Raw genomic sequence first — 15,955 nt, 5'->3', positions numbered from 1 at the left:
CCTCAAGATGACGACCAGCCAGGCCATCCCGGCAACCCCGGGACCCGCGGCAACGCAGGAACTGTCCCGGTCCGATGCCGTGCGGCTCTTCGCCGGCTTTGCCGGGCTCGGCGCCGCAGCGGTCAACCTCGCCGTGGCCTCCAGCCTGTTGGCCGCCGCCGACCCCGCCCTCCCGGTGAGGGCGGCCGGCGCCGCGGCCGCCCTGCTCTGGGGATCGGCCCTGCTCGGGTGGACCGTTGCCGGGCTGGGCAGGAGCCGGTTCCCGCTGCCGCGGGCCTCCACCGTCCTGCTGCCCGCCGCTGCCGCCGCGCATGTGGCTGCCATTGTTCTGGGCGCAGGCAGCGGCATGGCGGGCCTGGGCATCAGCCACCTCGCCGCACTTCTGCTGACCCTGATGATCATCGCGGCCACGTCCTGGCTCGGCCGCACGTCCCCCACATTTCCCGGCGGATCCGGCCAGACCGCGTCGGCCCGGCTGGGTGCCGGGCCGCTGCTCGCGGCCGCCTTCGCCGGGGCGCTGCTGGTGGCCGCCATCACGACGCCGGGACTCGCCGCGTCGACGGCGGGCCAGTTCGCGGTGCCGCACAGTGGTCACACCGGAGGCCACCACTCGCCTTGAGCGGCAGGCTTACCCCCGACGGCGACTGGCACCGCCGCCGACTGGCACCGACGGCGGACAATCCACAGCCAGGAGCCCCCGCGCACATGAACTGGTCACGTGCGCGGGGGCTCCTGCCCTGTGTGGCCGAGGTTAGCTTCAGTGCTCCACGGCCTTCTCCGCGCCTACCCCGGTCAGTGACCGGACCTCCATTTCGGCCTGCTTGCTGCGGTCCTCCTGCTTCTTGTCCAGGACCGTGCCGAGCCAGCCCAGCAGGAAGGCAAGCGGGATGGACACAATGCCCGGGTTGCTCAGCGGGAAGACGGCGAAGTTGGCGCCCTTGATCATGGAGGTGGCGCCGCCGGACACCACCGGTGACAGCGCGATCAGGATGATGGCCGACGCGAGCCCGCCGTACATGCTCCAGATGGCGCCCTGCGTTGTGAACCGGCGCCAGAACAGGGAGTAGATGATGGTGGGCAGGTTGGCGGAGGCCGCCACGGCGAACGCCAGGGCCACCAGGAACGCCACGTTCTGGCCATTGGCAAAGATCCCGCCCAGGATGGCGAGGATGCCAATCACAATCACAGTGCGGCGTGCCACCTTAACTTCGGTGCCGGCGTCGGCCTTTCCCTTTGCGATGACGTTGGCATAGATGTCATGGGCGAACGAGGCGGCGGCGGTGATGGTGAGGCCGGCAACCACGGCGAGGATCGTGGCGAAAGCCACGGCCGAGATGAAGCCCAGCAGCAGCGGGCCGCCCAGGTGGAAGGCCAGCAGCGGCGCCGCGGAGTTGACGCCGCCCGGGGCGCCCTTGATGGTGTCCGCCCCCACGAGGGCGGCGGCGCCGTAGCCGAGGACCAGCGTGAAGATGTAGAACAGGCCGATCAGCCAGATGGACCACACAACCGACTTACGGGCTTCCTTGGCGGTGGGCACGGTGTAGAAGCGCATCAGCACGTGCGGCAGGGCGGCCGTGCCCAGCACCAGGGCAAGGCCCAGGGACATGAAGTCCAGCTTGGACGTTTCCGTCTTGCCGTACTGCAGCCCGGGGTTGAGCACGGCCGGGTTGTTGGCCGCGTCGACCGCGCCGCCCAGCAGGTTGGACACGTTGAACCCGTAGATGGCCAAAACCCAAAGGGTCATGACGGCGGCTCCGGCGATCAGCAGGATGGCCTTGATGATCTGCACCCAGGTGGTGCCCTTCATGCCGCCAATCAGCACGTACATGATCATCAGCGCGCCGACGACGATGATCACCAACGCCTGGCCGCCCCAGTCCCCGATGCCGAGCAGGAGTGAGATCAGGCTTCCGGCGCCGGCCATCTGGGCCAGGAGGTAGAAGAAGCAGACGGCCAGCGTGGAGATGGCAGCCGCGATGCGCACCGGACGCTGCCGCAGGCGGAACGAAAGGACGTCGGCCATGGTGAACTTGCCGGTGTTCCGGAGCAGCTCCGCCACCAGCAGCAGGGCCACCAGCCAGGCGACCAGGAAGCCGATGGAGTACATGAAGCCGTCGTAGCCGTTGATGGCGATGGCCCCGGTGATGCCCAGGAAGGAGGCCGCTGACAGGTAGTCGCCCGCGATGGCGGTGCCGTTCTGGGAGCCGGTGAAGGAACGGCCGGCGGCGTAGTAGTCGGCGGCCGTCTTGTTGTTGCGGCTGGCCCGGAGCACGATGACCATGGTGACGGCGACGAACAAGGCGAAGATGCCCATGTTCAGGAGTGTGGTGTCCTTGAGCGCGGCGACGTCGACCGCTGTGGGGATGGTGATCATTTTGCTTCTCCGCTTGCTGGACTGCCCGGTGCGCTGCTGCCGGATTTGTCGTACTCGTGGCCTTCAATGCCGTGCCGGATGTCTGCGGCGATGGGGTCCAGGCGCCGGTTCGAGTAGCTGACGTACCAGCCGGTGATGGCGAACGTGGTCACGAACTGCAGCAGTCCCATGATGATGCCCACGTTGATGTTGCCCCACACCTTGGTGGACATGAAGTCCACGGCGTAGGCGGCAAGGATGACGTACGCGAAGTACCACAGCAGAAACGCGATCGCCATCGGGAACACAAAGCTGCGGTGGCGCTTGCGCAGTTCCTTGAACTGCTGCGAGGCCTGGACTTCCTTAAAGTCCGCGGACGGCGCCGCGTCCTTGGTTCGGGCATCGTTACCCATCATTCCTCCTCATTGAGACTGTCTTCCACACGGCCGCACCCCACCGGCCAATGTGACTGCCATCACTGTGCGCCGCTGCGTGGACGATAAGCCAGTGATTGCGCGCCGCCGGTCGGCCAACGGCGGCGACGCTGCGCCAAACGGCACGCGCTACGCTGGGCAGCATGCCGGATTCCCCTCTCTCTTCCGCAGCCGCCGTGGCCGTTATCGCGTTGGCGGTGGCCGTCGTCGTCGCCGTCGGACTCAAGGTGCTGCGTTCCTTCCGCGAGCTGGGCACCGACGCCGAGCGGGCCACCTACAACACCCTGCACGCCGCCTCGAAAGCCGGGCGGCACCTGCGGACCGGCCTGAATCCGGCGGGCGCCGCCAAGGCCAGCCGCCAGCTGCGGGCCCTGCTTGGATGTGAAGCGCTGGCCATCCTGGATGTGTCCGGCGTGCTCGCCTGGGACGGGACCGCGGAGGAACTGCGTCCCGGGCTGATGGGGCTCGCCGCTGACGTGCTCTCCAACGGGAGGACCCAGGTTTTCAACGCCGCCGACCTGTTGCTCCACTCCCCCAGGTCCGGGCCGGTCTCCAAGTCCGGGTCTGTCGCCGCCGCCGTCGTGGCTCCCGTCCGGGCGGGCTCGCGCGTGGTGGGAGCGGTGGCAGCCTTCGCCCCTCAAACGGGGGCAGGGCTGGTACGCGCCACCACCGAAGTGGCCGACTGGGTGGCCGCACAGGTTGAGCTGGCCGAGCTGGACGCCTCCCGGACCCTGCTCATGGAGGCGGAGGTGCGGGCCCTCCGCGCCCAGATCAGCCCGCACTTCATCTACAACTCGCTGAACGCCATAGCTTCCTTCATCAACACCGATCCGGCCCGGGCGCGGGAACTGGTGGTGGAGTTCGCGGACTTCACCCGGTACTCGTTCCGGCGGCACGGGGATTTCACCACGCTCGCCGAGGAGCTGCGGTGCATCGACAGGTACCTGCTGCTGGAGCGGGCCCGGTTCGGCGAGCGGGTGCAGGTGAGCCTGCGGATCGCGCCGGAGGTGCTGGGCACCGTGATTCCGTTCCTGAGCCTGCAGCCGCTCGTGGAGAACGCGGTCCGGCACGGCCTCGAGGCAAAAGAGGGGCCGGGCCACATCACCATCTGTGCCAACGATTCGGGCGCGTTCGCGGAGGTCACCATCGAGGACGACGGCGTGGGGATGGACCCGGTGCAGCTGCAGTCCATGTTGGCCGGCCACACGGACGGTGAGCACGTGGGCCTGCGGAACGTCGACGCCCGGCTCCGGCAGGTGTACGGCGACGAGCACGGCCTGGTGATCGAGACGGCTCCCGGCGAGGGCACGCTCATCACGATGCGGGTGCCCAAGTCCCAGCCGGACCACGATGCCTGAAGATAACCTAGGACCATGATTAACGTTCTCGTCGCCGACGACGAGCTGCCCGCGGTCGAGGAGCTCGCCTTCCTCCTGGGCCGGGATGAGCGGATCGGCACCATCCTCCGTGCCTCGTCCGGCGCCGAGGCGCTGCGGGCGCTCGAAGCAGAGGCGGTGGACGCCGTCTTCCTCGACATCCACATGCCGGCGGTGTCCGGCCTGGACATCGCACGCGCCATATCCCGCAGCAGCCGGCCTCCCGCCGTCGTCTTCGTCACCGCGGACGAGGACTGCGCCCTGGAGGCGTTCGAGCTTGCGGCCGTGGACTACCTGCTGAAGCCTGTTCGGGCCGAGCGGCTGGCCCGCTCCGTGGGCCGGATCAGTGAACTGATCCGCGACGGCGGTGCCGCGCCGGAGATGATCACCGTGGACCAGGGCGGCACCACCAGAATGATCCGGCGCGACGACGTCACGTACGTCCAGGCGCAGGGTGACTATGCCCGGCTCCACACCGCCGATGCCAGCTACCTGATCCGCGTGCCGCTTGCCGACCTGGAACAGCAGTGGGCCGACGCCGGTTTCATCCGCACGCACCGGTCCTACCTGGTGGCCCTCGCCCACGTCTCCCACCTCAAGCTCGCCGCCGGCCGCCCCGGCGTGTCCGTGGGGGACGCAGAACTGCCGATCAGCCGCCGCCACCTGCCGGCCGTCCGCGAGAAGCTTGAGGCAACCAGGATCCGGCCGCAGGCATGACGCGCGTCAGGGTCACGGCGCCCCGTTCGGCATACCGCGGTTCGGCGGACTCCCCGGCCGAACCGCGGGAGTCTGCCGAGGAGTCCGCCGTCGGCCAGGTCTTCGTCCGCTCGCTGATCCGGTCCCAGCTCCGGCTTGCCCTGGTGGTGGCCGGCGGCTTCCTGCTGATCCTCGGCGCGTTTCCGCTGCTGCTTGCCGCCATACCGGGCCTGGCGGAGGTCCGGATTGCCGGAATCCCGTTCGATTGGCTTCTGCTGGGCGCCGGGATCTACCCCGTGACCGGAATCAGCGCCTGGCTGTACATCCGCAGCGCGGCCCGCAACGAGGCACGGTACCGCGACCTCGCCGGGGAAAAGTGATGCAGCGGCAAGTGATGTTCCGGTGAACCCGGCGGTGGGCATCGCGGCGGTAGCCGCCGTTTCTGTGGCGACAGCGGTGATCGGCTTCTACGGTCTGCGGATCTCCCGCACCACCGGCGACTTCTATGTCGCCTCCCGAACGGTGCCGCCGTGGTGGAACGCGTCAGCCATTGGCGGCGAGTATCTGTCGGCGGCCAGTTTCCTGGGCGTGGCCGGCCTGATCCTGCTGTCCGGCACGGATGCCCTGTGGTATCCGGTGGGCTACACCGCCGGGTACCTGATGCTACTGCTGTTCGTGGCGGCGCCGCTGCGGCGCTCCGGGGCCTACACCATCCCGGATTTCACCGAAGCCCGGCTCGATTCGCGGGCGGTGCGCCGCGTAACCAGCGTGGCTGTGGTCATCGTGGGCTGGCTCTACATCGTCCCGCAGCTGCACGGCGCTGCCCTGACGATCCGGACCACCACCGGGCTGCCGGCCTGGGCCGGCTCAACCGCCGTCGTGGTGGTGGTGTGCCTCACCGTGGTGGCCGGGGGCATGCGTTCGATCACCTTCGTCCAGGCCTTCCAGTACTGGCTGAAGCTGACGGCCCTGGCCGTGCCACTAATCTTCATCCTGCTGGTGCTGTCAGGCAACGGTTCGCCCTCGCTGGCGGAAGCAGCCACAAACCCGGGCGGAGCGGATCCGGCCAGCCCCTACCAGAGCATCTCGCTCCTCGTTGCCCTGCTGTTCGGAACCTTGGGGCTGCCGCACGTCCTGGTCCGCTTCTACACCAACCCGGACGGACACACGGCCCGGCGGACCACGCTGATCGTGCTGGGCCTGTTGTCCGTGTTCTATCTCTTTCCGACGGCGTTCGGCCTGGCCGGCAGGCTGTTCGCCCCGGACCTGGCGCGGGCAGGGCAGGCGGATGCCCTGGTACTGCTGCTCCCGGGCCGCCTCGTTGGAGGCCCGGCCGGCGAGCTGCTGTCCGCCCTCGTCGTGGCGGGGGCCTTTGCCGCATTCCTGTCCACGACGTCGGGGCTCGTCGTCTCGCTGGCCGGCGTGATCAGCCAGGACGTCCTCGGCGGGAGCGTGCGCGGCTTCAGGGTGGCGGCACTGATCTCGATCACCGTTCCGCTGGGCCTGGCGCTCATGACGGACTCGCTGGCACTGGCCGGCAGCGTGGGCCTGGTGTTCGCCTTCACGGCGTCCACGATCTGCCCGGTCCTGCTGCTTGGCATCTGGTGGCGGGGCCTGACCGATGCCGGTGCCATTGCCGGCATGGTGACCGGTGGCCTGCTGTGCGGCGGCGCCATGGTGGCGGGGACGGTGCTCGGCGTCACGGGGACGCCGCCGTGGCTGGCGCAGCCCGCGGCCTGGACAATGCCGGCGGCCTTCACCGTGATGGTCCTGACATCGCGTGCCACCAGTTCCCGGGTGCCGCGGACCATCACCAGGGTGATGACCCGCCTGCACACGCCGGAGCGGCCGCTGGCCACGGAACGCTGAGCTGTCGGGCCGGCGCCCGGCCGGGCCGTCAGTCGATGGCGGCCATCAGCTCGACCACCCGGTCGAGGAAGGCATCCACCTGGGTCTCCTCGTATCCGTCCTTGCCGACGGCGGGCCGGAAGACGGCCCGGCGGACGTTGTCAACGCTGAGTGGCTTGTCGTGCTCCAGGTAACCGATCAGGTCCCGGCACAGGGTGTCCACGTCCCTGGTGTTGTAGCTGCGCGCCCTTTTCTTGACCGGGCGGCGGAACCTCTCGCCGTCGGGCCGGTGAAGGCGGCCGCGGAGTGTTCCGGACAGCTGCCCGATCTGCCGCAGCCAGGCGTCCTCGCCCCGTTCGGCGATGAGGTCGTCCCGCTCCCGGCGGGCGAAGGCGTCTTCCAGCCGGTCGAGGGCGGCGTCCACGGCGGTGGCCGAGTATCCGCCTTTGACGGGGTCGAAGGACACGGACCGGACATCAGCGCTTTTTATGGGGTGGGCGGCAGCCTCGGGCGTTTCGAGTGATACGCGGGCCTGCTGGAGGAACTGGTCCACCTGCTTGGCGTTGTAGCCGTAGTCGGTCCGCGCCACGCGTTCGAACGACGCGGGAATCTGACGCTTGCTGTCCACTCTCACCATGTTTCCTTCGATACTTCTTCGGCGGGTCGTAACCGCATTATTCTAGGGCGTTGTTCGGAAACCTCAGGCTCCGGAGAACAGAACGAACAGCATGAAGGCCACCGGCGAGGCGAACACGATCGAGTCCAGCCGGTCCATCACCCCGCCGTGTCCCGGCAGGATGCTGCTCATGTCCTTGACGCCGAGTTCGCGTTTGACCATCGATTCAGCGAGGTCGCCGGCGGTGGCGGCCGCGACCATGCCAATCGCCAGCACAACGCCCACCCACCAGGGTTTGCCCAACAGGAAGATGCTGGCCAGGACACCGACAAGCATGGCGCCCGCGATGGACCCGGCAAAACCCTCCCAGGACTTTTTCGGGCTGATCTTTGGCGCCATGGGATGCTTGCCCAAACGGGCGCCCACGAGGTAACCAAACGTGTCGTTGGAAACCACCAGGAGCAGCAGGATGACAATCTGCCAGGCGCCCTCCGGCACTGTTCCGCCGGGCCACGGGCCCACCGGGGAAGCACCGCCTTCGACGTGCAGCGGCAGTGCCGCGAAGCTGATCAGGAAAGGCACCCAGGCGAGGGTGAACACCCCGGCGAAGATGCTGCGGGCCGATCCGGTTGCGCTTTCCACGGAGCGCCAGAGCAGCACCGCCACGCTGCTGGCGAGCATCGCGAACAGCAGGCTTTCCAGCCCGCCGAAGTAGGCCGAGAACGGCATCGCCACGGTGCCCACCATGACCGGGACGATGGGCAGGCGTGTGCCGTTCGCTTCGAGTGCGCGGAAGACCTCCCACACGCCGAAGACGGCGAACGTGGTGACGACGGCGACAAAGCCGAGCGGCAGGAAGAGCAGCCCGCCGAGCACCGCGAGGAGCATGGCCAGGCCCACGGCGATTGCAGCCGGCAGGTTGCGCCCCGCCCCGGGGGTGGGGTTGGGCCTTGGCTGGCGGGTCCGGGTTCGGGCCCGCGCACCGGGGGCCTGCTGTGCCTGGCCCATCAGACCTCGAGCAGCTCAGCTTCCTTGCGCTTGAGGAGCTCGTCGATTCCCTCGACGTGCTGCTTGGTGATCGCGTCGAGTTCCTTTTCGCCGCGGGTACCCTCATCCTCGCCGGCTTCGCCGTCCTTGACGAGACGGTCCAGGGTTTCCTTGGCCTTGCGGCGGATGTTGCGGATGGACACCTTGGCGTCCTCGCCCTTGGACTTGACGATCTTGACGTATTCCTTGCGGCGTTCCTTCGTCAGCTCCGGAATGGTGATGCGGATGACGTTGCCGTCGTTGGACGGGTTGGCGCCGACCTCGGAGTCGCTGAGGGCCCGCTCGATGTCCCGCAGGGCCGTCTTGTCGAACGGTGTGATCAGGATGGTGCGGGCGTCCGGGATAGCGAAGGAAGCCAGCTGCTGCAGCGGGGTGGGTGAGCCGTAGTAGTCCACCAGCACCTTGTTGTAGAGGCCCGGGTTTGCCCGCCCGGTGCGGATCGAGGCGAAGTCTTCCTTGGCTACCTCAACAGCCTTGTCCATCTTGTCCCCGGCTTCGAGCAAGGTTTCTTCGATCACGATCTCTCCTCAGAAATTGGTTCCCGGCCACCCGGGCATTTCACAATCCTGGTCCCGCCCAATGGGCGGAACCGTCCTAGAAATATCCTAGCTGTAACTAGGGCGTGACCAGCGTTCCCAGCTTTTCGCCGCGGATGGCGCGCGTGACGTTGCCTTCGCCTTCCATGCCGAACACCACCATGGAGAGCTTGTTGTCCTTGCACATGGTCATTGCGGTCTGGTCCATCACGCGGATGTCGCGGCGGAGGGCGTCGTCGTAGCTGAGGTTCTCCAGCTTCTCCGCCGTCGGGTCCTTCTTCGGGTCGGCGGTGTACACACCGTCCACGCCGCTCTTGGCCATCAGCACCACGTCGGCGTGCACCTCGAGGGCACGCTGGGCAGCCACGGTGTCCGTGGAGAAGTACGGCAGGCCTGCGCCCGCACCGAAGATGACCACGCGGTTCTTTTCCATGTGGCGGATGGCGCGGCGCGGAATGTAGGCCTCGGCCACCTGGCCCATGGTGATGGCGCTCTGGACCCGGGTCTCGACGCCGGCCTGCTCCAGGAAGTCCTGCAGCGCGAGGCAGTTCATGACGGTTCCGAGCATGCCCATGTAGTCGGCACGGGAGCGGTCCATGCCGCTCTGGGACAGTTCGGCGCCGCGGAAGAAGTTGCCGCCGCCCACCACGATGGCCACCTCGACGTCGGGAACGGCTGCGGCGATCTGCTTGGCTACTGCGCGGACGGTGTCCGGGTCGACGCCCAGTTTGCCGCCGCCGAAGACTTCACCGGACAGCTTCAGGAGGACCCGGCGCCTGCTCTTCTCTGACTGGACGGGAGTGTTGACGGCTTCCATGGTGCCTTCCGGTTGGTGAACTCTGAGCTAGGTTATCGCGCATCCGGCCAGCGCTCACATTCTTATGTGGCCGGTGCATGCAAAAGGGGCGGCCACCGAAGTGGCCACCCCCTTGCGTGTCAGACTAGGAGCCGACGCGGAAACGCGTGAACGCGGTTCCCTTGACGCCGGCCTCTTCGAGGACCTGCGCCACAGACTTCTTGGCGTCCTTGGCGAAAGCCTGGTCAACCAGGACCTCACCCTTGTAGAAGCCGGTAACGCGGCCTTCGACGATCTTGGTCATCGCAGCTTCGGGCTTGCCCTCGGCCTTTGCGGTTTCCTCGGCGATGCGGCGCTCGGACTCGACGAGCTCGGCCGGAACGTCCTCGCGGGAGAGGTAGTTCGGGGCCATAGCGGCGACGTGAACAGCAACGTCGTGCGCGGCGGTGGCAGCTGCTTCGCCTTCGCCGTCAACAGCGAACAGGACGCCGACCTGGGCCGGGAGGTCCTTGGAGGTCTTGTGCAGGTAAGCGTCGACCGTGGCGCCCTCGATGCGGGAGATGCGGCGGACAACGACCTTCTCGCCGAGGATAGCGCCTTCTTCGACGACAACCTCGGACAGCGGCTTGCCGTCAACGTCGGTGGCGAGCAGGGTCTCGAGATCGGCAGCGCCGGACTCGACGGCGATGGCCAGGACCTTGTCAGCCAGCTGGATGAACTTGTCAGCCTTGGCGACGAAGTCGGTCTCGCAGTTGACCTCGATCATTACGCCGACGCCGCCGTCGACCTTGGCAGCAACCAGGCCTTCAGCGGTGGAGCGGCCTTCGCGCTTGGTGGCGCCCTTCAGGCCCTTGATGCGGATGATCTCGATCGCCTTCTCGGCGTCGCCGTTGGCTTCGTCGAGAGCCTTCTTGACATCCATCATGCCGGCGCCGGTGCGCTCGCGCAGAGCCTTGATATCAGCGGCAGTGTAGTTCGCCATGTGAACCCCTCTGTCTAGAAAATTTTTGTGTGTACGGACCGACAGGACGGCAGCTCACTGGGTGAGCGGCCATCCTGTCAGTTGCCCGGGCGCTGCGGACAGCGACCGGAAATCCCGATGAAGTTGTTACTTCGCGGAGTCGGTGCCCTCGGCGTCAGCCGGGGCTTCCTCAGCGGGAGCAGCTTCGGCAGCCGGAGCAGCCTCAGCGGCGGGAGCAGCCTCGGCAGCCGGAGCTTCCTCGGCCTTGCTGCCTTCGAGGAGCTCGCGCTCCCATTCAGCCAGCGGCTCTTCCGGAGTCTCGGTGGTGCCGGTTGCGCGCTGGTTGCGGGCGATCAAACCCTCGGCAACGGCGTCAGCAACAACGCGGGTCAGGAGGTTCACGGAGCGGATGGCGTCGTCGTTGCCCGGGATCGGGAAGTCGACCTCGTCCGGATCGCAGTTGGTGTCCAGGATGGCCACAACCGGGATGTTGAGCTTCTTGGCCTCGTCTACAGCCAGGTGCTCCTTCTTGGTGTCAACAACCCACAGCACGGACGGTGCCTTGGTCAGGTTGCGGATACCGCCGAGGTTGGACTCGAGCTTCGTCAGCTCGCGGCGCAGGAGCAGCAGTTCCTTCTTGGTGTAAGCGGAACCGGCGACGTCGTCGAAGTCGATCTCTTCGAGTTCCTTCATGCGCTGGATACGCTTGGCAACGGTCTGGAAGTTGGTGAGCATACCGCCGAGCCAACGCTGGTTGACGTACGGCTGGCCAACGCGGGTGGCCTGCTCGGCGATGGCTTCCTGAGCCTGCTTCTTGGTGCCGACGAACAGCACGGTGCCGCCGTGGGCAACAGTGGCCTTGACGAACTCGTAGGCGCGGTCGATGTAGGACAGCGACTGCTGGAGGTCAATGATGTAGATGCCGTTGCGCTCGGTGAAGATGAAGCGCTTCATCTTCGGGTTCCAACGGCGGGTCTGGTGTCCAAAGTGGACGCCGCTGTCAAGCAGCTGGCGCATGGTTACGACGGGCATGCCGACGCTCCTTCCGGCAGGTCATTCATGAGAGCGGCCGCGGCCGCTCTTACCCTGCCAATAGTTGACGGTTATTTAGCCTTGCCCGGGCGGGCACAGACTCCTGGCATCCATTGCACATCTCATCAGGACCGTTGCCGGGCCTGACCGCAAGAGGCACAATCCTCCGCAGCAGGAAGCAATTGCTTACCGGTTGTGGAGGGCTGGATACGCGTAGTCAGATGCTGCTCCCCCGCACTCCTGAATGGGGCGTGCTGACGCGACCCACTAAGATGGAATGCGTTGAGGGCACAGCAAACTGCTCCACCAAGTGTACTACAGCGGCCCGCGGCAAATGCACCGGTTCTGCCGCGCCGGGCGGCGTTTTCCACATAGGGCGAAGGCCCCGTTCCGGCAGGCGGATCGGGCGCCCATGCTGGGGGCATGAAAGCTTACGCGATGGCGGCGCTGCTCCTGCTCACGACGGCGGCCGCCGCACCTTCCGCCGCTCCGGCACCGCCCGCCGTTCCGGCAGCTTCCCAACTTCGGGCCAGTTCGCCCGCCCCAGCCGGATGGAGCTGGCCGCTTGCGCCGCGGCCGGCGGTCCTGCGCCCGTTCGATCCCCCGGGCAAACCGTGGCTGAGCGGGCACCGGGGCGTGGACCTTGGCTCAGCGTCCGACGCCGGCCCGGTCATCGCCCCCGCATCCGGAACCGTTAGCTTTGTCGGCGTCGTCGTGGACCGGCCGGTCATCACTATTGATCACGGCAATGGCCTCCGCAGCAGCTTCGAACCGGTGCGGAGCACGCTCAAGAAGGGCGCTTCAGTGGCCAAGGGTGCCGTGGTGGGCACCCTGCTGGCCGGCCACTGTGGCCCGTCCCCGTGCGTGCACTGGGGCGTCCGCCGCGGAGAGGAGTACCTCAATCCGCTGTCCTTCATCCTGGATCTGCGGCCCTCGGTGCTGCTGCCCCTGAACTGAACTGCCGGGACGGCTGCGTAAAGACGCCTGCTTAGACGATCGCGGAGATGCCGGTGATGGCCCGGCCCGCCACGAGAGTGTTCACTTCGTGGGTGCCCTCGTAGGAGTAGATCGCCTCGGCGTCGGCGAAGATCTTTGCCATCTCAAAGTCCGTCACAATGCCGTTTCCGCCGAGGAGGCTGCGGCCGATGGCAACACTCTCCCGCATCCGCGCGGTGGTGAACGCCTTAGCCAGGGCCGACTGTTCGTCCCTGGCCAGGCCTGCGTCCTCGAGCTGGGAGAGCCGCACCATCATGCCCATGGAACTGACCGCGTTCCCCAGGATCTGGACCAGCTGGCTCTGCACCAGCTGGAACGAGGCCAGCGGGCGCCCGAACTGGTGCCGCTCCACGGCGTAGCGCCGTGCCACGTCGAAGGCAGCGAGCTGCTGGCCCACAGCCTGCCACGCAACGGCGAGGCGCGTGACCTTCAGGACCTTGTTGGTATCGCGAAAGCTGTTGGCGTGCGCCAGCTTGAAGAAGTCCGGCACCGCCACGTTATCGAGGGTGATGTCGGCGTTCTGCACCGTCCGCAGCGAAATCTTGTTCTCGATCTTCGCCGCACCGAAGCCTGGCAGTGCCGTGTCCACGAGAAATGCCTTGACCTGGTTGTCGGCCACATCGCGGGCGTAGACCATCACCCAGTCGGAGAATGTTGCGTTGCCGATCCAGCGCTTGGCGCCGTTGAGGATCCAGCGGTCGCCGTCCCGCCTGGCAGTGGTGCGCGTGCCGCCGGCGACGTCGGATCCGCCCAGGGGTTCTGTCAGGCCGAAGGCCCCGATCTTGCGCAGCGAGTAGACGTCCGGCAGCCAGGCATCCTGCTGCTCCCGGGATGCCAGGGCCTCGATGGAACCGGTGAAGAGGCCATCGTGCACGCCCATGAAGGTGGCGATGGACGCGTCGGCGCGGGTGACCTCGGCGTGCACAATGCCGGCGAAGAGATTGGAATAGCCCTGGCGCCGCACCGGGCTGACGAGGTCGAGCTCTGCCAGCTTCGGAATCAGGTCGAGGGGAAATTCGCCGCGGTTCCAGCAGTCCACCGCAATCGGCCTGACTTCCCGGGCCAGGAAGGAGCGGACCTCGGCCAGCCTGTCCTGCTCCTTGGAACTGAGCAGCTGCTCGAAGGCGAAGAAGTCGCCGTCGGCGTAGGGCAGGCTGTTGATGTCAGGTGCAGCGGCGGACATGGCGCTCCTTCGCAGAGACCGGCGGCTGCGGCCAGGGAACCCGCCACCGGAAGTATGTTACTGGTCAGTAACATATCCCAACTGAACGGAGAAAGGAAAGCAGTGGCCATCAGTCCTCCTCCCTGGCCACCCGCCCTTCCTCCTGCCGGAACATGCCTGCGAACAGCAGGGCGAGCACCCCCACGAGGTAGGCGACACTGGCGACGATGAACCAGCTCAGCAGGGCGTTCTCTACCCTGGTCACAACAATCGCCAGGCAGGCGGCGAGTGCAAGGAGGTTGGCAAGCACGGCAGCTTCCCGCCAACGCGTCAGTCTCCGCCGCCATTTCCGCCGCGGGATGTTGGATGGCGACAACCGGTCCTCGAGCGCCAGGAAAACGAGAAGGGCGGGGATGACCTCCGCCAGCGCGCCGGCGGAGGAGACGTCGATCGTCATGGCCGAACACTATGCCCGCACCGGCCAGGCAGGAAGAGGACCCGTGGCTCTAGAAGAAAGGCAGAAAGAAAACAGCCCGCAAAGGAAGGGCCCTGACCCGCGGTGACGCGGATCAGGGCCCTGACGGTAGGGCTACTCGGACTTGAACCGAGGACCTTAGGATTATGAGTCCCGCGCTCTAACCAGCTGAGCTATAGCCCCGTGCACCGGCCCCCCTCGGCGGGGGCGCCGTACGCCCGGCCAGCGCCGGCCCGTGCGGGGCCCGTCGTCGGCGGGGCAGATTTACTCTAGCAAACCGGCGGGGGGCTTCAGACCACATCAGTCAGCCCTGACGCCCGGCAATCGTGACACCAGCTGACCTTGAAGCCAGCTGATCCTGACGTTAGACGACCTTGTCCTCGTAGTTCGCCCCGTAGTACAGGTCCTCGAACGTCTGCAGGGTCCCCTGGATGCTGTGCGGTTCCACCATGCACCGGCTGGCGTTGCCCATGGCTTTCCGTTCCTCGGCCGGCAGGCGGAAAATCCGGGTCATTTTCCCGGCCAGGTCGGCATGGTCGTTCGGCGTGAACAGGTAGCCGTTTTCGCCGTCGCGCACCAGGTGCGGGAGGGCCATGGCGTCCGCAAGCAGCACGGGCGTCGACGCGGACATGGCCTCCAGCGTGACCAGTGACTGCAGTTCCGCGGTCCCGGGCATGCAGAACAGGTCGGCCCGGATGTAGGCCTCACGGAGTTCGTCGTCGCTGGCCAGGCCCAGGAACTTCACCCGGTTCTGCAGTCCGAGCCGTTCCACGAGGGCCTCGAGTGCCGGGCGCACCTCACCGCCGCCTACGATTTCAAGATGGACATTCAGGTCGGCAGGGGTGGCAGCCACGGCTTTTATCAGCACGTCGACGTGCTTCTCCTCAGCCAGGCGGCCCGCGAACAGCACGGTCGGGTGTTCGTGCGGCTCAATGACCTCGTCGGGCTTGGGCTCGTATGCTGCCGAGTCGATGCCGTTGGACAGCGGGAGCACCTTGCGCAGGAAGGCATGCTGGTGCATGGCCTTGGCGGCCAGCGGCGTGGGCGTGGTGACGACGTGCGCCTGGCCCATGACCTTCCCCATGTCCTTCCAGGAGATCTTTCCGATGATGTCCTTGAACCACTGCGGGAACGGCAGGAACGGGTTGAGGTTCTCCGGCATGAAGTGGTTGGTGGCAACGATGCGGACGCCGCGCTTCACGGCCTCATACAGGACGTGCTCGCCGATCATGTAGTGGCTCTGGATGTGCACCACGTCCGGCTGGACCTTGTCGAACAGCAGGCTGATTTCCTTCTTGATCTCCCACGGGAGACAGATCCGGAAGTACTCGTGCGTGAAAACGCTGTGCGAGCGGAGACGGTGGACGGTGGCTTCGTCGCGGAACTCCGTAAAGCTCTTGCCCTTGTCCTGCCGGCAGGCCAGCACGTGGACGTTGTGTCCCCGTGCCGTCATGCCCTTGGCCAGCCGGTAGCCGAACTGGGCGGCTCCGTTAACGTGGGGCGGGTACGTGTCCGCCGCGATGAGGATGGTCAGGGGACGCTGGGCGTCGGGCATGGTCACGTAGAAAGCTCCTGGTGGTCATGGTGGTCGGCTGCGGCTGACCACACCGGCCGGCGCCGGCACGTG

17 protein-coding genes and 1 tRNA gene are annotated in these 15,955 nt (G+C 66.9%); 6 read left to right on the top strand and 12 right to left on the bottom strand.

Annotated features, from left to right (window positions below; all coding sequences use genetic code 11):
* The first annotated feature begins 7 nt into the window (after positions 1-7).
* The gene (locus ACFQ50_RS03765) at positions 8-619 is read left to right on the top strand and encodes a hypothetical protein (protein ID WP_377994177.1); all 612 of its coding nucleotides are present in this window, start codon (positions 8-10) and stop codon (positions 617-619) included.
* Positions 620-757: 138 nt separating this feature from the next.
* Here the strand turns inward: ACFQ50_RS03765 and ACFQ50_RS03760 are convergent, their stop codons facing one another.
* Both ACFQ50_RS03760 and ACFQ50_RS03755 read right to left on the bottom strand, forming a co-directional pair.
* On the bottom strand, positions 758-2,374 hold the full coding sequence (locus ACFQ50_RS03760) for a cation acetate symporter (RefSeq protein WP_377994176.1): 1,617 nt from the start codon (positions 2,372-2,374) through the stop codon (positions 758-760).
* A complete protein-coding gene (locus tag ACFQ50_RS03755) occupies positions 2,371-2,766 on the bottom strand; it encodes a DUF485 domain-containing protein (protein WP_377994175.1) in 396 nt (131 codons plus the stop codon). The genes ACFQ50_RS03760 and ACFQ50_RS03755 overlap by 4 nt, the downstream gene beginning before the upstream one ends.
* A gap of 164 nt (positions 2,767-2,930) precedes the next feature.
* Between ACFQ50_RS03755 and ACFQ50_RS03750 the strand changes: the two genes are divergently transcribed.
* From ACFQ50_RS03750 to ACFQ50_RS03735, 4 genes are read left to right on the top strand one after another with little or no spacing between them, the layout of a single operon-like run.
* The gene (locus ACFQ50_RS03750; RefSeq protein WP_377994174.1) at positions 2,931-4,145 is read left to right on the top strand and encodes a sensor histidine kinase; all 1,215 of its coding nucleotides are present in this window, start codon (positions 2,931-2,933) and stop codon (positions 4,143-4,145) included.
* A gap of 15 nt (positions 4,146-4,160) precedes the next feature.
* A complete protein-coding gene (locus tag ACFQ50_RS03745; protein WP_377994173.1) occupies positions 4,161-4,880 on the top strand; it encodes a LytR/AlgR family response regulator transcription factor in 720 nt (239 codons plus the stop codon).
* Positions 4,877-5,239 (top strand): hypothetical protein, encoded by a 363-nt coding sequence (locus ACFQ50_RS03740; RefSeq protein WP_377994172.1) that lies wholly within the window; start codon positions 4,877-4,879, stop codon positions 5,237-5,239. Before ACFQ50_RS03745 ends, ACFQ50_RS03740 begins: the two co-directional genes overlap by 4 nt.
* Positions 5,240-5,261: 22 nt before the next feature.
* Complete coding sequence (locus ACFQ50_RS03735) at positions 5,262-6,728, top strand: cation acetate symporter (protein ID WP_377994171.1); 1,467 nt, start codon at positions 5,262-5,264, stop codon at positions 6,726-6,728.
* A 28-nt stretch (positions 6,729-6,756) separates the two neighbouring features.
* Here the strand turns inward: ACFQ50_RS03735 and ACFQ50_RS03730 are convergent, their stop codons facing one another.
* The 6 genes from ACFQ50_RS03730 to rpsB form a co-directional block, all read right to left on the bottom strand.
* Positions 6,757-7,344 carry a DivIVA domain-containing protein gene (locus tag ACFQ50_RS03730; RefSeq protein WP_377994170.1) on the bottom strand — a complete coding sequence of 196 codons (588 nt, stop codon included), beginning with the start codon at positions 7,342-7,344 and terminating at the stop codon, positions 6,757-6,759.
* Positions 7,345-7,407: 63 nt separating this feature from the next.
* Complete coding sequence (locus ACFQ50_RS03725; RefSeq protein WP_377994169.1) at positions 7,408-8,331, bottom strand: phosphatidate cytidylyltransferase; 924 nt, start codon at positions 8,329-8,331, stop codon at positions 7,408-7,410.
* Positions 8,331-8,888 carry a ribosome recycling factor gene (frr, locus tag ACFQ50_RS03720; protein ID WP_377994168.1) on the bottom strand — a complete coding sequence of 186 codons (558 nt, stop codon included), beginning with the start codon at positions 8,886-8,888 and terminating at the stop codon, positions 8,331-8,333. The genes ACFQ50_RS03725 and frr overlap by 1 nt, the downstream gene beginning before the upstream one ends.
* A 97-nt stretch (positions 8,889-8,985) precedes the next feature.
* Positions 8,986-9,723 (bottom strand): UMP kinase, encoded by a 738-nt coding sequence (gene pyrH, locus ACFQ50_RS03715; protein ID WP_236807821.1) that lies wholly within the window; start codon positions 9,721-9,723, stop codon positions 8,986-8,988.
* 124 nt (positions 9,724-9,847) lie between these two features.
* Positions 9,848-10,684: a translation elongation factor Ts gene (tsf, locus tag ACFQ50_RS03710; protein WP_377994167.1), complete on the bottom strand. Its 837-nt coding sequence runs from the start codon at positions 10,682-10,684 to the stop codon at positions 9,848-9,850.
* Positions 10,685-10,810: 126 nt separating this feature from the next.
* Entirely contained in the window at positions 10,811-11,695 is an 885-nt protein-coding gene (gene rpsB / locus ACFQ50_RS03705; RefSeq protein WP_377994166.1) for a 30S ribosomal protein S2, read from the bottom strand.
* Between the two features lie 423 nt (positions 11,696-12,118).
* On the opposite strand from rpsB, the gene ACFQ50_RS03700 reads away from it, so the two are divergent.
* Positions 12,119-12,652 carry a M23 family metallopeptidase gene (locus tag ACFQ50_RS03700; protein ID WP_377994165.1) on the top strand — a complete coding sequence of 178 codons (534 nt, stop codon included), beginning with the start codon at positions 12,119-12,121 and terminating at the stop codon, positions 12,650-12,652.
* 31 nt (positions 12,653-12,683) lie between these two features.
* Here the strand turns inward: ACFQ50_RS03700 and ACFQ50_RS03695 are convergent, their stop codons facing one another.
* The 4 genes from ACFQ50_RS03695 to ACFQ50_RS03680 form a co-directional block, all read right to left on the bottom strand.
* Entirely contained in the window at positions 12,684-13,874 is a 1,191-nt protein-coding gene (locus tag ACFQ50_RS03695) for an acyl-CoA dehydrogenase family protein (protein WP_377994164.1), read from the bottom strand.
* Between the two features lie 109 nt (positions 13,875-13,983).
* Complete coding sequence (locus ACFQ50_RS03690) at positions 13,984-14,310, bottom strand: hypothetical protein (RefSeq protein WP_377994163.1); 327 nt, start codon at positions 14,308-14,310, stop codon at positions 13,984-13,986.
* A gap of 127 nt (positions 14,311-14,437) precedes the next feature.
* Positions 14,438-14,511, bottom strand: a tRNA-Ile gene (locus ACFQ50_RS03685).
* A gap of 181 nt (positions 14,512-14,692) precedes the next feature.
* Entirely contained in the window at positions 14,693-15,889 is a 1,197-nt protein-coding gene (locus ACFQ50_RS03680) for a glycosyltransferase (protein WP_377994162.1), read from the bottom strand.
* Positions 15,890-15,955: the final 66 nt, after the last annotated feature.

It is taken from the genome of Arthrobacter sp. NPDC056493 (assembly GCF_042795115.1).
Classification (GTDB): domain Bacteria; phylum Actinomycetota; class Actinomycetes; order Actinomycetales; family Micrococcaceae; genus Arthrobacter.
This window is presented reverse-complemented; position numbering and strand designations above follow the sequence as displayed.